We start from the raw sequence: 21,168 nt of genomic DNA, 5'->3' as shown, positions 1-21,168 counted from the left end.
GACGAGGGTGGAACGGGCCGTTGGCCCGCCCCTCAGCCGGTGACCGGGAAGACCGCCTTGGCGTCCGCGAACTCGGCCGGGAAGATCACCTTGATGTCGCCACCCTGGATCTGGGTGTTGACCGGCGCCGCGCCCATGTTCTGGCCGTTCTCGAACCGGGTCGGGCCATAGGGCATGATGTGGTCGGTGAAGGTGGAAGCGGCCAGCGCCTCGATGATCTTGGTGCGGTCACGGGAGGCTGCCCGCTCGATCGCATCGGCGACCAGCTTCACGCAGGAATAGTTGAGCGGCGTGTTGTAGAGCCAGAAGCGGCCGGTGGCCTCGACCTGCTTGCGCAGCTCGGCGGTCTTCGGCTTGCGCGGATCGGCCCAGTGATTGCAGTCCATCACGTTGCTCGCCGCGTCCGGGAATTCCTTGACGAAGCGGAAGTTGGAGGCTGCGCCATTGAGCACCGCGTAGATACCCTTCGGGCGGATGCGCTGCTGCTGCATGGTGCGGGCAAGCAGCACGAACTCGCCGTAATAGCTCGACGGGATCACAAGGTCGGGGTTCAGCGCGCGGATGCGCAGCGCGACGTTGGACATGTCGCGGGCCGGCGTCGGGTGCGGGATGGTCTCGAGGATCTGGAAACCGAGGGCGGAGAGCCGCTCGTTCATCAGCTTGGCGAGACCGGTGCCGAACAGGCCGTCCTCATGGACGAGGACGACGGTCTTGGCCGGCTTGCCGGCGGCGTCGTTCAGCTTGACGAGGTTCTCGATCGCCACCCGCGTGCAGGTGCCGAAGCCCGGACCGAAGCGGAACGTGTTCTTCAGGCCACGCGAGACGATGGCATCCGACACGCCGACATCCACCACATAGGGCAGGTCGTAGCGGGAGGCGGCCTGCGAGGCGGCGAGGCAGATCGGCGAGGCAAAACCGCCGACGATGGCGGAGACGCCCTCGCCGTTCATGCGCTCGACTTCCTGGGTGCCGGCTTCCGGGTTGGAGCGGGCGTCACCGAAGACCATCTCGATCTTCGCGCCGCCAAGCGACTTGATGCCGCCGGCCTGGTTGATGTCGTTGATCGCGGCTTCGGCACCGATGCGGCCATACTCGCCGTCCTGGGCGAGATTGCCGGTCACCGGCTGCAGAATGCCAAGCTTCACGGGTGCGGCCTGCGCCCGGGCGAGGCCGGGGGCTGCAAGCACGGCTGCGCCGCCCGCGAGAATGCGCCGGCGGGAAAGGGTCTTGTCGATCACCATGGTCAAGGCCTCCGTTACAAACCGCTCTGGAAACCCGGCTTTGCTGCCGGCTACGTTCTTTGTCCTAGAAATAGAACATGAGATCGCGCCGTTGACCAGCCCCCCTCAGTCGCCGTGGGCCGCTCCATTGATACCGACGCCGATCTTCAGCCGCTCGACCGGCGACCAGAGACGGTCGCCTCCGGCATCGATGCGCACGAGATCCATCTGGAACGAGTAGCGATCCGGCCGGTAGAGCGCGACCAGATGCTCGATGCCCCGGCGCTTGACGTCATAGACGACGCGGGTGAGCGCGATGAGCGGGGCGCCGATCTCGATGCCGAGGGCCTCGGCAACCTCGGGACCCGCAAGGCTCGCCGAAATGGTCTGGGTGGCGCGATCCACCTTGACGCCGGTCCGCTCGATGAGGGTCAGCAGCGGCTTGGAGCCGAGCTCGGCCTCGGAATAGGTCGCGCCAATGCGCTGGGGCACATGGGTGACGAGGTAGCTGAAAGGCTCGTTGTCGATGATGCGGACGCGCACGGCGCGCTGGGCCTTCTCGCCGACCTCGAGGCGCAGGGCATCGACGATCTCGGCCGAGGGCTCGGCATAGCCGAATTGCAGAAGCTTCACGTCCGTGGAGCGGCCCATCTCGACCAGATGCGCCAGCGCATTGGAGAGATCTGCGACAATCGGCCGCTTGATGGTGCGGGCTGTGACGAAGGTGCCGGCGCCCGGACGGCGCGAGATCAGCCCCTCGCGCTCCAGTTCGGCCAGCGCCCGGCGAATTGTGACCCGTGACACGTCGTGGAGATCGGCGAGGTCGGGTTCGGAAGGCAGGCGAGCGCCAGGATTGAGCTCGCCCGAGCCGATCCTGTCACGCAACGTAAGATAGACCCGGCGTGTCTTGGACGTTTCAATGGCTTCAGCCATGGTCTCACCGTTGGTTCGGCAGTTTGAGACTTGCGCTCCCTGCCCCGCCCACCACCTGAGGTTGGCAGGGAGGGGACCGCCTAGTTGTAGCTTTTCCCAGACAATTTAGCCATATCCATTTCAAGCCGTTTGTATATAATGTAAGACAAACCTGAAACGGACGCAGCGCGCTCGCATGGTAAACACCAAACCTTCCGTAACGCTAATCGACCGGCTGTGGAACGCTCATACCGTGACATCCCGTTACGATGGACTTTCCTTGCTGTGGATTGACCGGCATTTCGTCCATGAAGGCTCGCATCACGCCTTTGGTCAGGTGGCCCAGCGCGGGGCAACCATCGCGCGACCAGACCTGACGTTCGGTGTAGCCGACCACTACGTTCCAACCCGTGGTCGTGGCGGACCGATCCCGGACCCAACCATTGCGCGCATGGTCACGCTTCTTGACACCAACACGCGAGCGCACGGCATCACGTTGTTCGGCCTCGACGACCCGCGGCAGGGAATCGTCCATGTCGTCGGCACCGAACAGGGCCTGACGCTGCCGGGGCTGACAGTGGTGTGCGGCGACAGCCACACCTCCACCCATGGCGCCTTCGGGGCCTATGCTTTCGGCATTGGCGCCTCCGAGGTTGCCCATGTGCTGGCAACCCAGACGCTGTGGCAGAAAAAGCCGAAGCGCATGCGTATCAGTGTCGACGGGCAAACCGGGCCAGGAATCAGTGCCAAGGACATCATGCTGACGGTGATTGCCCGCATCGGCGCCGACGGCGCTGCCGGTCATGCCATCGAATATGCGGGATCGGCGATCCGAGCCCTGTCGATGGAGGGCCGCATGACCCTATGCAACATGTCGATCGAGGCCGGTGGGCGCTGCGGGATGGTTGCTCCCGACGCCACGACCTCGGCCTATCTGAAGGGCCGCCCCTTCGCCCCCGAGGGGGAGGCATGGGAGCGCGCGGAGGCCGCCTGGGCGCTGCTGAAGAGCGACCCGGACGCCGAGTTCGACCGGGAGATCGTTCTGTCGGCGGCCGATATCGCGCCGACTGTGACCTGGGGCACCAGCCCTGAACAGGCGCTGCCGATTGGCGCCAGCGTGCCAGACCCCGATGGCATCACCGATCCGATCAAGGCGGCGGCGGCCCGCGACGCGCTTGATTATATGGGGCTTGCCGCAGGCCAGGCGCTCGAGGCCATCCGTGTCGACCGGGTCTTCATCGGCTCCTGCACCAATTCGCGCATCGAGGACCTGAGGGCCGCGGCCGGCGTGCTGCGTGGCCGGCGGGCCGTGGTGCCGGGCATCGTTTCGCCGGGTTCGTCGCTGGTGAAGCAGCAGGCCGAGCAGGAGGGGCTCGACCGGGTCTTTGTCGAGGCTGGCCTCGAATGGCGGGATTCCGGCTGTTCCATGTGCGTCGGCATGAATGGCGACCTCGTAGCTGCCGGCGAGCGCTGCGCCTCCACTACCAACCGCAATTTCAAGGGCCGGCAGGGCCAGGGCGCGCGCACGCATCTGATGTCGCCCGCCATGGTGGCGGCTGCCGCCGTCACTGGACACCTTACCGACATGAGGCGGTTCGCATGACGCCCTTCACCACCGAGACGGCGCCGGCGCTGAAGCTGCCGGTCGCCAATGTCGACACCGACCAGTTGATCCCCGCCCGTTTCATGAAGGAGCCGCGCAAGCCGGACGGCTATGGCCGTTTCCTGCTGCATGACCTGATGCAGGAGGGCGACATTCCCGAGCCCCAGCCGGGCCAGAAGATCCTGGTGGCGCGGCGCAATTTCGGCTGCGGCTCGTCGCGCGAGGCGGCCGTCTATGCGCTCGGCGACTTCGGCTTCCGCTGCATCATCGCGCCGAGCTTCGGCGACATCTTCTCCTCGAACTGCGTCAAGAACGGCGTCGTGCCGGCGACCGTGGACGAGGCCGATGCCGAGGCACTGCTGGCGGCGGGCGATCTGCCGGTGACGGTGGATCTCGCGGCCCAGCGGATCACGGCAGGCAATGTCGTTGTGGAGTTCCGCATCGATCCGGTCTGGAAGACGCAATTGCTCAATGGCTGGGACGATATCGACCTGACGCTGGCGGAGGCCGACAGGATCGCAGCCTTCGTGGCGCGGGACGCAACCGAGCGGGGCTGGGCGGCGCCGAGGCGCTAGATCGAGCGCGTCAGCGGCGCACGGCGAGGACGGCTTCGAGCGTTGCCGATTGCCGCCCGACGATGCGCGGCGTGGCGGGACAGGCGACCGCCTCAAGCGCTGCCGTGCGAGCCAGCGCAATGGCCGCCGGATTGACCGAGCGATCGATGAGGGCTGTCAGGCAAGGCACGGGGCCATCGAGCCGGTAGGCGAGAAGGAGATCGGCGCGCCGGGCATTGGCGATCGGGCGGCCGATGCCGATCATGCGCTCACGGTCGTCCGGATGCATGACGGCGACGGGAATGATCACGGCCTCGGCGATGCGGCTTCTGCCGTCAATCCTCGCCTCCCAGACGGCGGGAAGCGACCGGTCGCCAACGCTGTCGAGCGGGAAGGACGGACCGCTGGAGCCGGGCTGGTCGCCGCGCGCCAGCACCAGAGTTGCGCCGAAGGCGGGAAAGCCGACCACGATGCGCCAGCCCCCTGCCCCCTCGCAGACCATGCCCTCGGCCGGTCCCGGCTGCATGCGGCAGCCATCGAGACGCGGGCCGATGGGCGTGCGGATCGTCTCGGCCAGGGCGGGCGAGGCCGCCAGCGCGACAAGCCCGCCAAGGATGAGGGCGAGCCGCGCCATCGGATCAGGCGAGCGCGGCCTTGACCGAGGGACGCTCGGCCATGCGGCGCATGTGATCGGCGACCTTCGGGAAGCGGGCGACATCGACGCCGTCACCCTCGAGCCAGCGGGTGAGCGTGTAGAGATAGCAATCGGCGACCGTGAACTGCTCGCCCATCACCCAGGGACCGACCAGCATCTCGCGGTCGATCAGGTCGAAGCTCGCCGCCATGGTCTCCGGCACCTTGCGCTTCATGTCGGCGAAGGACGATTCCTCGCTCGCCCAGCGATAGCCGCGGCCCTTGTGGGAATGGTTCACATGGACGGTGGAGGAGAGATAGGCGTTGAACGACTGCATCTTCGCAAACGCGAAGGCATCGTCGAGCGGCGCCAGATTCTTCGCCGGGTGGGTCTGCGCGATATAGGCAAGCAGCGCGACATTCTCGGTCAGCACGCCCTTGTCGGTGGCGAGCGCCGGCACGCGGCCCTTGGGGTTGATCGCGAGATATTCCGGCTTGGTCTGTTCGCCGGACGCGAAATCGACCTTCACGGTCTCGTAGTCGGCACCGGCCTCCTCGAGCGCGATGCGGGTCGCCAGCGAGCAGGAGCCAGCGACATGGAACAGCTTCATCTTGGCCATCGTCTTATCCCACCTTCACGAGAACATGCTTCTTGCGGCCGAAGGACAGCTTGGCGACGCCGTCCTTGAGCGTCGCGGCTGACACGGTCATCTGCGGATCGGTCACGGTCTCGTCGTTGACCTTGAGCCCGCCACCCTGAACCTGCCGGCGCGCCTCGCCGTTGGAGGCAACCAGGCCCGCCCGGACGAACAGGGAGAGCACGCCGATGCCCGCGGCAAGCTCTGCCTCGGGGACCGTGATCACCGGCAGGTCGTCGCCGAGCGCGCCCTGCTCGAAGGTCTTGGCGGCCGTCTCGGCTGCGGCGAGCGCTGCCTCGCGCCCCCGGATCAGCGCAGTCGCTTCGGTCGCCAGCACCTTCTTGGCCTCGTTGATCTCGGCGCCCTGAAGCGCCGAAAGCCGGTCGATCTCGGCCATCGGCAGCAGCGTGAACAGTTTCAGGAACCGCGCGACGTCGCCGTCCTCGGTGTTGCGCCAGAACTGCCAGTAATCGTAGGTCGACAGCATGTCGGCATTGAGCCAGACGGCGCCGGCGGCGGTCTTGCCCATCTTGGCGCCCGACGACGTCGTGAGCAGCGGGCAGGTCAGCGCGTAGAGCTGGTGCGTGCCCATGCGGCGGCCAAGATCGATGCCGGTGACGATATTGCCCCACTGGTCGGAGCCGCCCATCTGCAGGTTGGTGCCGTAGCGCCGTGCCAGCTCGACGAAATCGTAGGCCTGCAGTATCATGTAGTTGAACTCGATGAACGACAGCTCCTGGTCGCGATCGAGCCGCATCTTCACCGAATCCATCGACAGCATGCGGTTGACCGAGAAATGCCGGCCGATATCGCGCAGCATCTCGATGTAGTTGAGCCTGGTCAGCCATTCCGCATTGTCGGCCATGACGGCATCGTGCCGGCCATCGCCATAGGCGAGCAGCTTGGCGAACACGCCCTTCAGCGCGTCCTTGTTCTCGTTGATGGTCTCGATCGTCAGGATCTTGCGGGTCTCGTCGCGGCCCGAAGGGTCGCCGACGCGCGTCGTGCCGCCGCCCATCAGCGTGATCGGCTTGCCGGCGCCGGTCGCCTGCAGCCAGTGCAGCATCATGATCGACAGGAGATGGCCGACATGGAGCGAGGGCGCGGTGCAATCGTAGCCCACATAGCAGACGACATCCCCCTTGGCCGCGAGGGCGTCGAGGCCCTGCATATCGGAACATTGGTGGATGAACCCGCGCTCGGTGAGAATGCGCAGGAAGTCTGAGGACGGGGCGGTCATGATCTTTCCAGACAGGGGCTCGGTCGTGCGGGCACTCGCGCCCGACGGGCGGCCGGTGTAGCAGAGGACAGGATCGATTTCACCCCTTGGACTTCGAGGACGTCGCATGCGCGCCATAGGCCTGATGTCGGGCACGTCGATGGACGGCGTGGACGTCGCCCTGATCGATACCGACGGCGAGACCATCTCCGCCTTCGGACCGACCGGCTACCGGACCTATTCCGAGGACGAGCGCGCGGTGTTGCGCCAGGCGCTGAAGGACGGCGCCGGCATGACCAGCAGAGACCAGCGCCCGCCCTCGGTCGCCCGCGCCGAGGAGTTGATCACCCGCGCCCATGCCGAGGCGGTGGAAGCATTCATGGCGGCCAATGGGCTTGGCCGGAGCGATATCGGCGTCATCGGCTTTCACGGCCAGACCATCGTCCACCGTCCCGACCTGAAGATGACCGTGCAGATCGGCGATGGCGTGGCGCTGCGCCAGCGGCTCGGCATTCCCGTGGTCTATGACCTGCGCCAGGCCGATATTGCCGCCGGCGGCCAGGGCGCTCCGCTGGTGCCGGTGTTCCATCGGGCGCTCGCCTCGCAGAAGGCGCTCCCCCGCCCGCTCGGCATCGTCAATGTCGGCGGTGTTGCCAATGTCACCTTCATCGGCACCGGCGACGAACTCGTCGCCTTCGATACCGGCCCCGGCAATGCGCTGGTCGACGACTGGATGCGCGAGCGCACGGGCAAGGCAATGGACGATGGCGGGTTCATGGCGGCGCGCGGCCGGGCCGACGAGGCGCTGCTCGCCTGGCTGATGGTCCATCCGTTCTTTGCCAAATCGCCGCCGAAATCGCTCGACCGCAATGCCTTCGCCCATCGCATCGTCGGCAATGTCTCGACCGAGGACGGAGCGGCGACGCTCACCACATTTACCGCGCGGTCGATCGCGCGGGCCGCCGATTTCGTGAAGGCGCGGCCGGTCCTGTGGGTCGTCTGCGGCGGCGGCGCCAAGAATGCCGAATTGCTGCGGCTGCTCGCCTATCACACCCGCGCCGAGGTGAAGACCGGCGAGGAGGTGGGGCTCTCGTCGGATTTCCTGGAGGCTCAGGCTTTCGCGTTTCTGGCGGTGCGCTCGCTGGAGGGACTGCCACTGACATTTCCGTCAACCACCGGGGTGCGCGAGCCGGTCACCGGTGGCGTGCTGGCGGAGGGGTAAGCGGGTGAATGGCCCCTCACCCTACCCCTCTCCCCGCAGGCGGGGAGAGGGAACCGCATCGCCTGCCATCCCACCGCCTGGCTGAACCGAGATCATCCCGGCCGAATTGCCCCTCACCCTACCCCTCTCCCCGCAGGCGGGGAGAGGGAACCGCGCACCTTCTCAATTCCGGACCCGGCCGCGATATCGTCATTGCAGCCGGCGGACGCCGTTAGCATTCCCTCTCCCCGCCTGCGGGGAGAGGGTAAGGGTGAGGGGCCGCTTGACCACAGGCCAGGACTGGCCATTTCTGCACAACGCGCTACCCCCCCCTCCAATCCGTTGTGCCGCCAAGAGCTCGCTCATGAAACCGATCCAGGACCTCTCACCCGAAGACGTCGCCCAGGGCCTCGCAGACGACACGATCCTGCTGGTCGACGTGCGCGAGCCGCATGAACTCGCCATGGCGCGCATTCCGGATGCCGTGAACGTGCCGCTGTCGAGCTTCGACCCTGCGGCGATCCCCGATCCTGCGGGCAAGCGCGTGGTATTCCTCTGCGCGGCCGGGGTGCGCTCGATCAAGGCGAGCGAGATCGCGCAAGGCGCCGGCCTGCCCTATGACGCCCATCTGGAGGGCGGCATCCGGGCCTGGGCCATGGCCGGCTACGATTTCGATCGCGGCTAGTCTGAGACCAGCAGCGCGCCTTCGAGGCCCGGCATACGCTCGACGAAGCGCCCGGCGATGAAGGCCCATTGGCCCGCATCCACCAGGTCTGAATAGGCCTGCTGCCATTCCTCCGGCGGCACGGCCGCCACGAGGCCGCCGACGATCTCGGGCGCGAAGAGAAGCGCGCTCTCCCAGGCGCTCAGCCGATGGCTGCCGACGACGCGCTGGCCAAGGCTACCATTGCCGCCGACAAGCCGGTCGCAGAGGCTGTCGGCAAGCCGCGGCAGGCCCTTGATGGTTTCGAGATGGCCGAGACGGATGGATGCCGCCACCTGCGAATGGGCGGCAAGCGCCGACAGGGCGCCGCCGAGCCCGGTCGCGCCGACATGGGCGCAGGCGCTTGCCCCCGCCTGGCGCAGGATGCGGGCGGCATCGCCGTTCGACCAGCGGCCCTGCCGCTGCAACTCGATCCAGTCGCGGGCGGCAAGCTGGCCGAGCCTGTCGGCGGCGAAGGCAAGGCCGGAGCCGATCGGACGGGTGACGAGGATGACATCGTTCGGCTTGGCGCCGGCAAGCGACATCAGGACCTCCGGCCGGGCGCGGCCCGTCGCCGTCACGGTGATCGACGGCTCGGAGCCGGCCGCGATCACGAAGGGGCCCAGCGTCACGCCATGCGGCTTGAGGGCCCAGTCCATGCCGGCCTCCGCGGCGGCGCGCGCCGCTTCGGCCTGCCGTTCGTCCAGGCGACCGAGGCAGAGGGCAACCGACAGGTTCGCAGGCGTGATGCCGGCAGCCAGCAACGGACCCAGCGCCGAGAGGGCCGCGAGGGCGGCCCAGAGGTGGTGATCATCGATGAACTGGCCGAAAGCGGTGACAGTCGTGGCCTCGACCTCGCCGCCGGCCTCGCTGATCGCGATATCGCCCGGCCAGGCTTGTGGCCGGTCGAAGGCAAGGGCAGGCAAGGAGCGAGGGGAAGGGTCGGCGAAAACGGGCGCAGGGAAAGCCCTTGCCCCGACGCTTTCAAGCCTTTGCATGAAGCCGGTATCGAGCCTGTCCTTCCAGCGCCAGACCCATTCTCCCTCGGCCCAGAACGGCCCCCTGGCGGCAATGGCCCGGCCATCGGCGGTGGAGAGAATGGCAAGCGCCTGGCGCTGCGGGCGATAAGCCTTGAGCCGCGGCCCGCGGCCCTGGAGTCGATAGGCTGCGGCGATCAGATTATGGGCGAGAACCGGCCCCTGTCGCACGGCAAAGACGCCGGCCTTGGGGCGCGGCGTCTCGACCATGGCCGCACAATCGCCGCTGGCGAAAACGCGGGCATCGTTGGTCGATTGCAGCGTTGGCCCAACCGCCAAAAATCCGCGTGCGTCGAGGTCGAGGCCCGATCCCTGGAACCAGGCCGGCGCGGCGGCCTCGGTATTGAGCAGCACGTCGTCGGCCGCGATCCGCCGTCCGTCCGCCGATTCGAGCCCGCCGGCATCGATCCGCGCGACGGGGAAACCGGTGACCAGTTCGATCCCCCGTTCAGCCAGACGCGCGCGCACGGCTTCGCGCATGCCGTTCGGTTGTCCCGGCAGGATATCGTCGCGAGTGACCAGGACGATGACCACACGGGCGTTCTCGAAGCGCTTGTGGAGCGCGAAGGCGAGTTCGACGCCAGCGGCGCCGCCGCCAACCACGGCAATGCGGCCCTTTTCCCAGGAGGCCCCGACCAGGCGGCGCACCTTCTCGATCAGGCCCGCGATCGGCTTGACGGTGGTTGCCCTGTCGGCCCCGACGATGGCGCTGGTGTCCGGCTGGATGCCGACGTCGAGCGAGAGGATGTCATAGGGAAGCGGCGGCCGGTCGGCGAGGAGAAGCAGGCGGCGCTCGCGGTCGATGCCGGTGGCCGAGCCGTGGATCATTGTGGCGCCGGCGGCGCGGGCGAGCCGGAGCATGTCGACATGGGCGTCTTCCGGCCGGTAATGCTCGGAAATGACGCCCGGCACCATGCCGGAATAGGGGGCTGCGAGATCGCGGGCGACCAGAATGAGGCCGATGCCGGCCTCAGCCTCGGCCCGCAGCCCCGAGGCAAGGGCGACCGCGTGGGCGTGACCGCCGCCGACCAGGACGATTGAAACGGGATTCTGTGCCACGGGCGTCACATGACAGAGGGAGCGGCGTCTTGTCGATGGCGACGGGTCAGCGGCTGGCGGATCCGGTAACCTCGCCGGGCGGCACGCTGCTGCGGCCGCGGAACTCGAACATCTTGCGCAGGAAGCCCGGCGTCACCGCCGACAGCGGATTGACGGTCAGGCGGGGGGCCGAGACCTGACCGGAGATCTGGTAGGTGATGCCGATCACGCCCTCGTCCGGCGATCCCCCGAGGAAAAGGCCAAGGACCGGAATGCGGGCGAAGATGTTGTTCAGCGCATAGGCCGGCACATAGGTGCCGCGGAGCAGGAGGCGGTCGCGGCCGGGATCGAATTCGCCCTCTACGGTGGCGCCAATGGCGACGCCCCAGAGCAGGCCGTCCGAGACCGTCACCTTGCCGGAGGCGCGGGCGAAATTGGCGCGCAGCCTGGAGAAGGCAAAGGCATCGTTGGGCGCCGAGGCTGGCTGGCTCGGCTGGCGCACGGCGCGCTCGGGCGGGTCGCCGGCAGCGGCCACCATGCCGGAAATGGCGCGGTCGCCGCGAATGGCGAAATTGTTGATCTCGACGCCACCCTCGCGGATGGAGCCGTCCGGCTGCGGCGGCGTCATGACGAGGGCCAGTTCGCCGCCCTGGAGCGTGCGGTAGATATCGAGAAAGCGGAGGACAGCGCCGGCATCGCCTGCGCTCACCACCATCCGCTGGGCTGCCCCCTGCCCACGCTGCTCGACGGCAAGCGTCGCGTTGCGGCCGACCCTGCCGGACGCGGTGAGGCTGCGGATTTCGGTGCCACGGCGCAGCATCCGCAGATCGAACTGGCGCAGCACCTCGCCATTGGCACCGGCAACCGCCGCCACCTTGAGGTCGATGTCCATGTCGCCGGCCTGGCCGACCGAGGCGCTGCCACCGGCACGCGGGGGTTCGGTGACGGAGCGCAGCATGGCGCGGGCGTCCATGGTCTCGCCGCGCACCGTCACCTTGTGACCGGTGCCCGCGCGCTCGACGCGGACATTCATCCGGTCGCCGTCGGACAGGTTGTAGGCGGGGAACATGCCGGATACGAGGCCGCCCTTGTCATCGAGCACTGCCGAGCCGCGCACCAGAACGCCACGGCTCTCGACAACGAGGTCCTCGAGCTTCCAGCCGTCATCGGTCTCAACCGCGGTGAAGCGCGCCTTGGCGGCCGTGCCGCGCGGCTTGCTCCAGCCGGGCAGAAGGTCATTGAGCGCGGAAGGGCCGAGGTCGACCTCCACGGTGTAGCGGCCGGAATCCTCACCAATGGTCATCAGCTTGATCGGCATCGGCCCCGAAATGCGGGTGCCGAGATTGAGACCAAGCCGGGCGCGGCCACCATCGTCGAGAGTGGCGGTGAGCCTGATCTCCGGGCGAGCGTCGGGGCGCGGCTTGCGATATTCGAAATTGGCCTGGGCGCCGCCGAGCCTGCCCTCGCCCCGCAGCATGAATTCGCGCGGCGTCGTGGTAACGCGGAAGCCCGCGCCATCGATCCGCATCTCGCCGAAGCCGTTATCGGCGGCGAAGCCGGAGAAGTCCGCTTCCACGCGATAATCGGCGAGCTCTGGCCGGAATTTCTCGGTGATCGGCACGGCGACGGTGACATTGGCCACCACATTGCCCCGGATATTGCCGGTCGGCAGGGTCGGCCCGGAGGCAGCCCCCTTGAACGCATCCTGGCCGAGCAGCGCGAAGGTGGCTTCAGCCGATCCCTCCAGCTTGAAGCGTGTCACCGACCGCGGGTCGGCGACGCGGTGCTCGGCAATGTCGAACACGCCCTGGGTGATGGTCAGGCGTTTGCCGGGGCTGGGCTCGATGATGCCGCGCAGGATCGCCAATTGCGCGGTCTGGCCATCCACCTTGATGTCGATATCGGCATTGCGCAGCGGCGAGAGCCCCGGCAGCAGGCCGAGCGATGTGCCGCGCAACCGGCCCTGAACGGTGAGCGCCTCCTTCTCGAGGCGCCAAGGCTTGTTGGCGAGCAGGCCCTCGGGCACCTCGACGCGAATGACGAGGTCTTCGGTCATGCCGCCGCGCATGTTGTCGGCCGCCCAGTCGCGCACTTCCGGATTGGTGACACGCGGCCAGAGCGCCAGCGTGGTGGCCAGCGGCATCCGGGCCGCGGTAATGGCGAGGGAGACGGCGGGCGAAGCGCCCTGGAACGTCACCCGACCGTTCATGGTGGCGAGCGGCGGGCCGCCCTGATTGACCGTCAGATTGTCGACGGTCAGCACGTGGGTTCCCGGCTGATAGACGAAGCGGACGGGCCCGAGATTGAGCGGGATCGGCGGCTCGTGCGGATTGAGCACCGACGTGGTCGCCTGCGCGCCTGCGATATCGACGACCAATGGCTCGCCAGGCGCAGCCGGCGGCTTGACGAGACCCGAGAGCTCGGCGCGGTTGCCGCCGGAAATGACCTCGATGCGCTCCACCTTGAGGCCGGGTGTGCCGGCCTGCCAGTTCACCCGCGCCAAAGCATGATCGATCTGCAGGCGCATGGCGCCATCGTTGAGGTCGCCGACCTGCCCGGCCCCGATGATCACCTGGCCCGCGAGTTCGGACGGGTCGCCGGAATTGTCGAGGCGCGCCTGCAGGCGGCCGGAAATCGGCGTGTCGGCGAAGAAGATCTGCGGGCTCTGGATTGCCAGGCTGAGGTCGCGCGGCGACAGTCCCGCCATATCGAGGTCGATGGCGCGGCGACCATCGCCATCGCGCGCGGATACGGCGGCGGTCGCGGTCCAGCGGGCGCCGGAGCCGGAGGCGGTCACCGCAACCTGGACGCCGCCCTGGTCGGGCACGCTGACCGAGAAGTCGATGCCGGCGAAGATGAAGCGCTTGCCGGAGCGCACGTCGTCGACAATGACCGAGCCATTGCGCAGGCCGAAGCCCGCGAGGCGGTGGCCGTCGAGGCCGGATTTCTCGATCAGGTCCAGCCAGGCGCCAAGGCGGCGGAACGGCGAGAGTTCGGGATCGGGCAGTTGCGAGGTCAGGTCCGGCGGGCGCTGGGCGGGCTCCTGCGGCGATGACGCGCCGTCTTCGGGGAGGAACTGGCGGAACCGGCCGGCGGCGAGCGCGATCTGGCCATCGGCGCCAACCTTCAGCGCAACCGAGGCTCCGACCATATCGATGCGGCGAATGGCCGGGCGGCCGAACAGCGGCAGGCCGTCGAGATCGAGCGCGACCCGCGGCATGGAGGCGACACGGCGGCCGTCCTCGTCGAGAATCACCACGTCGCGGGCTTCGACCTCGACCTTGCCGGAACCGTCGCGCACCGCCACGGCCGAACCGATCGTCACCGACCGCCCGTCGCCCATCTGCTCGGACAGCGACCGGGCGATCCAGGGCGTCAGCATGTTGAGGCCGAGACCGCTGCCGGAATGAATCTGCCAGGTGAGAAAGGCGCTCGGGCCGATCAGGCAGGCCGCGACAACGGCGAGGCTGCCCACCAGGATGCGCCGGCGCCACGACCAGCCGCGCCGCGCGACCTCGGTCACACAGGCCTGAGCGCTTGCGCCATCGCACGATCCCACCTTCGGCGAACGGCCTTCAAGCCACGCGCCATCGAGCGAATCGGGCGACCTGCGAGACGGCCAGAACCGGGCCAGGAATGACGGCGCACGGTCACCGGCCCGCGATGAGACAGGGCGTTCCGCTGTCGCGGACGCCTCATGCCCACCATGGTTGGCGGTTTCCGTCATCCGTATGTGTTCCCCCCGGTATGTCAGGTGGCCCTGCCCGCCTGACTGGCTATGGTGGCCTTGGCCGATTGTCGCCCCTTCGGCTTAACCGAACGTTAGGCATGAACGGCCGCTGGAGGCTCCTGTTCCAAGCCCCTCGATATCGCCAACCGAAAGCGAAGGATAGGCCTTGTGTGCGCCGCGATCCATCCTGCCCTGGCGCCCGTATTGCAGATATCATCTGTCACGAAACTGACGAAAGGATGGCAGCATGCCTCTCTCCCCCGGCGACAAGGCCCCCGGCTTCACCCTTCCCGGCGATCGCGGATCGACGGTCAACCTGGAGAGCTTCGCCGGGCGCAAGGTCGTGCTGTATTTCTATCCGAAGGCCGATACCTCGTCGTGCACGGTGGAGGCGCAGGATTTCACCCGCCTGAAGGCTGATTTCGACGCCGCGGGGGTCACGGTCATCGGCGTGTCGCGCGATCCCGTGAAGGCCATCGACAAGTTTCAGGCCAAGTATAACCTCGGCGTGCAGCTTGCGACCGACGAGGCCGGCGCGATGGTGGAAGCCTATGACGTGTGGGTCGAGAAATCGATGTATGGCAAGTCCTATATGGGCCTTGAGCGATCGACCTTCCTGATCGGCCCCGATGGCCGCATCGCCCGCATCTGGTCCAAGGTCCGGGTCAAGGGCCATGCCGAAGAGGTCCTGGAAGCGGCACGGGCGCTCTGAAAAGCGCCCGTTGGCCTCTCATGCGATACGAGGTCTGCGCCCCCAAACGCCGAGTGCAACCAGCCCGATCGCCGATGCCACGATCAGCGCAAGCGTTGCATCCGGCACGTAGTAGGTGGTGTAGATTTCCCAACCCATGAGGCGCAGCGCTTGCGAAGCGGCGGTCGGCGTACCCATGAGGTGCCCGCCAATCGATCCGGTAATGGCCAGCAGCAGACCGCCCACACCGGCCAGCCCGAGCATCACCCAGCGGGTCATCCCCACCCATATTGCCGCCCCCTGCAGCCAGCGGGTGACGAGCAGCAGCGTCCAATAGGCAACGGTCCAGGCCGCGGCCAGCACATGGTTGCGGCCCAGCGGGCTTGAGAACGTCGCTTCCAGCGGCCAGACCATGAGGCCAACGGCAAAGGCGGCGATGGACGACACGACGCCCAACGACAGCAATGGCACCAGCGCCCGGTCGGTGGCCCGAGCGAGGGGCCCGTCAGAGAAAGCGCGCAGGGCAATCACCAGCGTGGCTGTCATCAGGAGCGCGATCGGAAAATGGACGACGACGGCGTGATATGGACCCATGATCAGGCGCCTTTCCGGCTGAGAAGCATGTTGAGCGCGAAGCCGAAACCGGCGATCAGAAGCAGGCCGGCGAGCAAGGTCAGCGTCCATTGGCGCTGGATCGCGGCATTGAACTCCATCTCGATCCCGTAATGGGCGAGTTGATCCTCGCTGTGCCGGTAGCGCACGGGCACACCGGCGCGGATGTTGCCGGCGCCGGCATGGCGCGAGCTGTTGAGCAGCGCCCAGTTCACCTGCCCCGGATAGAACAGCGTGACGTTGAGCGGCGGCTGCTGCCAGCCGGGCGTCTCGCCTTCAAAGCGCGCCGCCTGCAGCGTCGCCTCGCGACCGAGGCCCAATGTCACCGGCAAGGACACATAGTGCCAACGTCCTCCGGTCGCCTCGCGGTGGATGGCGAAGGCGAGCTGGTACACACCCCGGTCGACAAAGATCTTGTCGTCCCGTGGATTTCCGGTGTCCATGCGGCGGGTCAGCGTCACGTCCCAGAAGCCATTGCTCCACCGCGCCCGACCACTGACCGCGATATCGGCTCGCGAGCCCTGGCTGGTTCGCAGGATTCGCCTCGGTATGGTGTCACCGTCACGCCATGCAAGAGCAGCATCGAAGGGGACGGCCTCGTCCTCTCGCAGGGCATAGACATCGTCCTGCCCGATCCGGCCCTGGACAATATCGTCGAAACTGAGCGCCGAGCGCTGGACCCGAGCGGGATTGAACATCACACGCGGCTGGCGCTTGGCCGCGTCCCAGTTGGTCACGTAGGCGCCGCGTCCGGCATCGCTGAGCCGGCCGGCCGCCACCATCTGGTCATCGGCAACGCCCATCGGATTGGAGCGGTTGGCCCGCCAGTGCCAGAGATCGAGGAAATAGCCTGCCGAGATCAGCGCCTGCTGCTCGGCCTCCGGCAAGGTCGAGGCCCAGTCGTTGAGGTTCGACCGGGTACCGGGCAAATATTTGGTTCCCTCGTCGAGGCCGAGCCGCTGGCCGAGATAAGGATGGGCCTGAACCTCCCGACCCGAGACTTCATTGGCTGTTCCGGCGAGACGGTGACCAATGGCAATATAGCCACCGTAGCGGCCGAACTCCGGTACGCGACCGTCGTCGACCATCATCGCGACGCGGTCTTCGTGCAGACCGTCGGGTTGAGAGCCGGCAACCGCGCCCCCACGAACAACCCAGGCCTTGCCATCATAGCGGAGCACATCGTGGAAGATGCCGGGCCGGGGCGATGGCCAGCGGTATCGGAAGGAGATGGTCGTATCGTTATAGGCCGCCTGCACCTGCAGCGGCACGGTCAGCGCCTGGGGAATGGAAATATGGCGAGCGGCGTCGTTGTGGACGACGCCCCGGCCGTGGGTAAGCCACGAGACACCGAGGACGCCCACAAACAGCGCCACGGCAGCATAGGTCGCTGAACGGTTCATCTCTCTCCCCTCGCGGCATGCGACATGGCGCATCCGTCGACGTGTTCGGTGTTGGGCTGGCCGCTTTTGCAAGACGACCGCCATGCTCTAAACCTGATGCTGCAGCTTGCCCGCTGCCCCCGGGCAGCAGGCCTTCTGGTGCCATGCCGCGCCAGCGTCGTTCCTGACGCCGCGCTCGTCGCAAGAGCGGGAGGACCGCTTTTGCAGTGACAACCTTTGGTGGTTGAGGTTGATGCTCAACACGTGTCTCGACACGTCCTGAGGCTCTGCCTTTGCGCTCAGGATCACACTGATCTGGATCAAGATTGGCTCCCGGCAGGATCCGCCCCGGAACCGGTACGTCCGCTGCCGCGAAGGCGCGACGCCCGCCCCTTGCCGATCCGGCTGGTCCCTGCCCCTGCGACAACCTCAGGGGTGATGGGGCACGGTTCGTTAACCTTAATGCGCGGTAATGCGGTGTCTCGTTCGCGTACGGACCCGTCAGCCGATGTCGCACCACGCACAGCGTTATAACCGTGCCCAGCTCGCCGCAGAAGCCAATCAGCGGGCTCAGCTGCCTGAGGGATCGCTCACCTTTTCCTGGCGCTCGCGCCATGGAACCCGGTCCATTTCACATTCCTACCTGCTGGTCGGATCGGTCGCAGCCGTCGCGATCGCGCTCAGCGTCTGGGGGGCCGCGGTCACCAGCTACCTGGTGTTCAAGGACGACATCATCGGCGGCCTGATGAACCGGCAGGCGGCGATCCAGCATGCCTATGAAGACCGGATCCGCGACCTGCGCTCGCAGGTCGACCGGCTCGTCAGCCGTCAGATGGTCGACCAGACCGAAATCGAACGGCGTGTCGAGCAGGTTGCACGCCGGCAGGCGGTGCTGGAGACGCGCCAGTCGATCGTCACCTCGCTGAACGAGGCCGCGGGCGTGCGCGGCGCGGCAGGCGCCGACGCCATGCCGCTGCCGGTCCCCTCACCGCTCAGCTCCAGGCCGGCGCCGGTCGGCGACACGCTGCGGCTCTCGCCGCCGGTCGACCGCCAGTCACGGCTCGAATCACGCACACCGCCCAGCGACGTCGCTGCGGCACCGGCCGCCCAGCCAGCGCAATATGCGCTCGCCAGTGTCCCGAATGTCGCCCCGACCCGGACCGAGACCAGCAAGACCGATACGATCGCCCGTATCGAAGGTGCGCTCGATCAGGTCGAGCGGCGGCAGGCCAATGCTCTGCAATCGCTGGAAACACGGGCCGAACGCCGCGCCCGGCGCATCCGCGCGGTGCTCGCCGATCTCGGCCTCGACCACGCACGCCAGGCGCCAGCTGCCGCGACCAATCGCGGCGGCACGGGTGGTCCGCTGATCCCGATTCCGGAGCCGACCGGCGACACAACGCCCTTCGAGCGCCAGGTCTTCCGGCTGCAAACCGTCATTCGCGATCATGACCGGCTGAACCGGCTGGTCGCCACCATTCCGCTCGGACGGCCCCATGACGGCGAGACGGAGCTGTCGTCCGGCTTCGGCCCGCGCCTCGATCCGTTCCTGCGCACCTGGGCGATGCATTCCGGCATCGATTTCCGCGGCGCTACCGGCGAGCCGGCGCGCGTCACCGCCTCCGGCCGCGTGACCCATGCGAGTTCCATGGGCGGCTATGGCCTGATGGTGGAGGTTGACCACGGCAACGGCATGTCGACCCGCTACGCGCATCTCTCGCGCATCGACGTGTCGGTTGGCGACATGGTGCGCCTTGGCCAGCGGATCGGCCGGATCGGCTCCACCGGTCGCTCGACCGGCCCGCACCTCCATTACGAAACCCGCATCAACGGCGAGGCCGTCGACCCCATGCGTTTCGTGCGCGCCGGGCTGAGGCTTGCCAGCGCCGACTGACAGACGTGCATCGATCCGCGCCCTGCCGGACGACGAGACCAACCAAGGAGACGATCCGTGACGGATCTGTTCATCGCATCCAACAGGGCTGACAAGGAACGCGCGGAAATCATCCGCCAGGCGCTCGCGGCCCTCGACGTGGCCGTGTTTCCGGACGTCGAGATCAAGGCCAGGACGGCAGCGACCAAGGCTGCTCGCGAGAGCGCCGCGACCGCGCGCGTCGTGCTGGCGCTGTGGCCGGAGGCCGTACTGGATCCGACCGAAAACCAGGGCGCGCTTTACGGAGTGGCGCGGCTTGGCCTGAATGCGAAGAAGCTCGTCGCGGCGCGTCTGTCCGGCTTCGATCCGGCCAAGCTCGAACCGCCCTTCGATGGCGTGGCCGCACCCGATCTCGGGGCCTGGCTCGCCGACAGCGCAAGGCGCGGCGATGACCCGGCCTGGCTGGAGCTCGTCGGCGCCGTCGGCGCGATCATCGACCGGCCGGCGCTCGCCGATCTCGCGACCGCCATCGAGGCCGACCGGGGCAAGGCCGACCTGCCGGCGCAGCGCGCCTTCGCCCGTCACCACCCGCAGGACCCGTCGACCGCCCGGATCTGGAGCGAGATCGAGCGGACGGAGCGTGAGCGCTTCGCGGTGGAGTTCCGCAAGGCCCACAGCGTGCTTGTTGACCGCGCCAACGCGGCCCAGGACCGTCTGAAACAGACCGTCGAAGGCTTCAGCGGCTACATGAAGGCTGTGCGCGCCGGCGAACAGGCGGTACCGCCCGATCCGAAGGACGCAATCTCCGACGGCGTGGCAGCCCTGCGCGAGACAGCGGCGCGCCTCGCCAATGACAACGAGCGGTTGCGCTCGGCGCTTGAGCGCGCCGAAGCCCGAAGCGCCGAGGTCCAGGCCAGCAAGCCAAGGCTCACCCGGTTCTGGGCAACGGCAGCGGCTGTCGCGCTTCTGGCGGGGACCGCCGTCGGCGGCAGCCTGGTCGAAGCCTATGGACCATTGCGCGGCAATTCCCATCCGCGCATCGCCGCCCTGGCGCAGCAGCGCTCGAGTGTGGCGGAGGCTGCAACCGCCGAGATCGCCAAGCTGCGCGAACAGGCGCGCACGACCGCCCGGCGCGCAGAAACGGCTGAAGCCAATCTGCAGGTCGCCCGCACCAATCTCGCCCACGCCCAGACGGAAGTGACCCGCCGCCAGTCGCAGGCGAGCGAGACCAATGGCAATGTCGCCCGTCTGCAATCAGAGCTTCAGGCGCAGCAGGCCGCCCGCGCGCTCGCCGAACAGCAGGCCAGGGAGGCAGCGAGCCGTCTCGCCGCAAGCGAGCAGGAAATGCGCACGCTGCGCGAGGCGAGGGTCCAAGGCGCGCCCGATCGCGATGTGACCGGCTCGATCGCGCCGCGTTCAGCACCGCCCGAGGCGCGCCCGCAGGCCGAACCGACCAATCCCGCGCCCGGCCAGTTGTCGGTGGTCCCCGTGCCGCCACAAGCGGCGCCCCAAGCGCCCGTCATTGCCACCGTGCCCCTGCCCGCTCCGAGGCCGTCGCAGGGCGACGTCACCGGCTCGATCCCGCAACAGCAGCCGCAGCCGACCGATGGCCCCTATCGCCACAGGCGGGACCGCTGGTCGTTCCATGTCGCGCCGGGCTTTGCCATCGAGAGCGACAACGACCTGCCGGGTCCGGTCAATTCGGTGATGGTCCACGAGCGCAACCGCGATGCCGTCGTGGTGGTGTCCGCCAACAATGCCCGCGCCAGCGGCGCCTGCACGCCGCAGGCCTGGTACTTCGAGAATATCGTCGAGGGATCGCGGCAGCGCCGTGGCCCGGTGATCGCCGATGGCGGCCTGCCGCGCAATGCCGGCGGCCTGCAGGGCTTTGCGATCCGCGGGCGCGGCGTGCTGCAGGGCGAGCGCTTCCGCAGCGACCTCGACTATTACGATCTCGTGGTCCAGGGCCGCGGCGAGCCGGGCGTTGTCTATCTGATCCAGGCCCGTTTCCCGCGCCAGATGGCGGACGAGATGATCCGCTCGGTCGACGAGATGTGGAAATCATTCCAGCTGACCGGCCCGCGCGCCTATCCGACGCGCTGCTAGCGACGCGCGAGGCGTC

General features: G+C 67.8%; 16 protein-coding genes. 7 read left to right on the top strand and 9 right to left on the bottom strand.

Annotation, left to right across the window (positions count from 1 at the left end; all coding sequences use genetic code 11):
• Window positions 1-32: 32 nt before the first annotated feature.
• Window positions 33-1,241: an ABC transporter substrate-binding protein gene (locus E8L99_RS14540; RefSeq protein ID WP_137100217.1), complete on the bottom strand. Its 1,209-nt coding sequence runs from the start codon at window positions 1,239-1,241 to the stop codon at window positions 33-35.
• Between the two features lie 105 nt (window positions 1,242-1,346).
• Window positions 1,347-2,153 (bottom strand): GntR family transcriptional regulator, encoded by an 807-nt coding sequence (locus E8L99_RS14535; RefSeq protein WP_137100216.1) that lies wholly within the window; start codon window positions 2,151-2,153, stop codon window positions 1,347-1,349.
• Between the two features lie 175 nt (window positions 2,154-2,328).
• On the opposite strand from E8L99_RS14535, the gene leuC reads away from it, so the two are divergent.
• Both leuC and leuD read left to right on the top strand, forming a co-directional pair.
• Entirely contained in the window at window positions 2,329-3,735 is a 1,407-nt protein-coding gene (gene leuC / locus E8L99_RS14530) for a 3-isopropylmalate dehydratase large subunit (protein ID WP_137100215.1), read from the top strand.
• A complete protein-coding gene (gene leuD / locus E8L99_RS14525; protein ID WP_137100214.1) occupies window positions 3,732-4,310 on the top strand; it encodes a 3-isopropylmalate dehydratase small subunit in 579 nt (192 codons plus the stop codon). Before leuC ends, leuD begins: the two co-directional genes overlap by 4 nt.
• A 10-nt stretch (window positions 4,311-4,320) precedes the next feature.
• On the opposite strand, the gene E8L99_RS14520 is transcribed toward leuD, so the two are convergent.
• The 3 genes from E8L99_RS14520 to tyrS are packed head-to-tail and all read right to left on the bottom strand — an operon-like array spanning window position 4,321 to window position 6,800.
• On the bottom strand, window positions 4,321-4,923 hold the full coding sequence (locus E8L99_RS14520; protein ID WP_137100213.1) for a hypothetical protein: 603 nt from the start codon (window positions 4,921-4,923) through the stop codon (window positions 4,321-4,323).
• Between the two features lie 4 nt (window positions 4,924-4,927).
• Window positions 4,928-5,542: a glutathione S-transferase family protein gene (locus E8L99_RS14515; protein ID WP_391527449.1), complete on the bottom strand. Its 615-nt coding sequence runs from the start codon at window positions 5,540-5,542 to the stop codon at window positions 4,928-4,930.
• A gap of 4 nt (window positions 5,543-5,546) precedes the next feature.
• A complete protein-coding gene (gene tyrS, locus E8L99_RS14510; protein ID WP_137100212.1) occupies window positions 5,547-6,800 on the bottom strand; it encodes a tyrosine--tRNA ligase in 1,254 nt (417 codons plus the stop codon).
• Between the two features lie 106 nt (window positions 6,801-6,906).
• On the opposite strand from tyrS, the gene E8L99_RS14505 reads away from it, so the two are divergent.
• Together E8L99_RS14505 and E8L99_RS14500 are read left to right on the top strand one after the other, a co-directional pair.
• Complete coding sequence (locus E8L99_RS14505) at window positions 6,907-8,001, top strand: anhydro-N-acetylmuramic acid kinase (RefSeq protein ID WP_137100211.1); 1,095 nt, start codon at window positions 6,907-6,909, stop codon at window positions 7,999-8,001.
• Between the two features lie 343 nt (window positions 8,002-8,344).
• Window positions 8,345-8,665 (top strand): rhodanese-like domain-containing protein, encoded by a 321-nt coding sequence (locus E8L99_RS14500; RefSeq protein WP_137100210.1) that lies wholly within the window; start codon window positions 8,345-8,347, stop codon window positions 8,663-8,665.
• Here the strand turns inward: E8L99_RS14500 and E8L99_RS14495 are convergent.
• Together E8L99_RS14495 and E8L99_RS14490 are read right to left on the bottom strand one after the other, a co-directional pair.
• Window positions 8,662-10,779 (bottom strand): FAD-dependent oxidoreductase, encoded by a 2,118-nt coding sequence (locus E8L99_RS14495; protein WP_168201687.1) that lies wholly within the window; start codon window positions 10,777-10,779, stop codon window positions 8,662-8,664. The genes E8L99_RS14500 and E8L99_RS14495 overlap by 4 nt on opposite strands.
• 46 nt (window positions 10,780-10,825) lie before the next feature.
• Window positions 10,826-14,281 carry an AsmA-like C-terminal region-containing protein gene (locus E8L99_RS14490; RefSeq protein WP_168201686.1) on the bottom strand — a complete coding sequence of 1,152 codons (3,456 nt, stop codon included), beginning with the start codon at window positions 14,279-14,281 and terminating at the stop codon, window positions 10,826-10,828.
• Window positions 14,282-14,735: 454 nt separating this feature from the next.
• Between E8L99_RS14490 and E8L99_RS14485 the strand changes: the two genes are divergently transcribed.
• Window positions 14,736-15,200, top strand: coding sequence for a peroxiredoxin (locus tag E8L99_RS14485; protein WP_137100207.1), 465 nt, complete (start codon window positions 14,736-14,738; stop codon window positions 15,198-15,200).
• Between the two features lie 18 nt (window positions 15,201-15,218).
• On the opposite strand, the gene E8L99_RS14480 is transcribed toward E8L99_RS14485, so the two are convergent.
• On the bottom strand, window positions 15,219-15,725 hold the full coding sequence (locus tag E8L99_RS14480; protein WP_137100206.1) for a heme ABC transporter permease: 507 nt from the start codon (window positions 15,723-15,725) through the stop codon (window positions 15,219-15,221).
• A 50-nt stretch (window positions 15,726-15,775) separates the two neighbouring features.
• On the bottom strand, window positions 15,776-17,194 hold the full coding sequence (locus tag E8L99_RS14475) for an ethylbenzene dehydrogenase-related protein (RefSeq protein ID WP_137100205.1): 1,419 nt from the start codon (window positions 17,192-17,194) through the stop codon (window positions 15,776-15,778).
• A gap of 487 nt (window positions 17,195-17,681) precedes the next feature.
• Here E8L99_RS14475 and E8L99_RS24065 point away from each other — a divergent pair, with 487 nt between their 5' ends.
• Together E8L99_RS24065 and E8L99_RS14465 are read left to right on the top strand one after the other, a co-directional pair.
• Window positions 17,682-19,067, top strand: coding sequence for a peptidoglycan DD-metalloendopeptidase family protein (locus E8L99_RS24065; RefSeq protein ID WP_305790891.1), 1,386 nt, complete (start codon window positions 17,682-17,684; stop codon window positions 19,065-19,067).
• 57 nt (window positions 19,068-19,124) lie between these two features.
• The gene (locus E8L99_RS14465; RefSeq protein ID WP_137100204.1) at window positions 19,125-21,152 is read left to right on the top strand and encodes a hypothetical protein; all 2,028 of its coding nucleotides are present in this window, start codon (window positions 19,125-19,127) and stop codon (window positions 21,150-21,152) included.
• The last annotated feature ends 16 nt before the right edge of the window (window positions 21,153-21,168 follow it).

The organism is Phreatobacter aquaticus (genome assembly GCF_005160265.1).
GTDB lineage: Bacteria > Pseudomonadota > Alphaproteobacteria > Rhizobiales > Phreatobacteraceae > Phreatobacter > Phreatobacter aquaticus.
The sequence above is the reverse complement of the archived record's forward strand: the minus strand, read 5'-3'. Positions and strand labels throughout refer to the sequence as shown.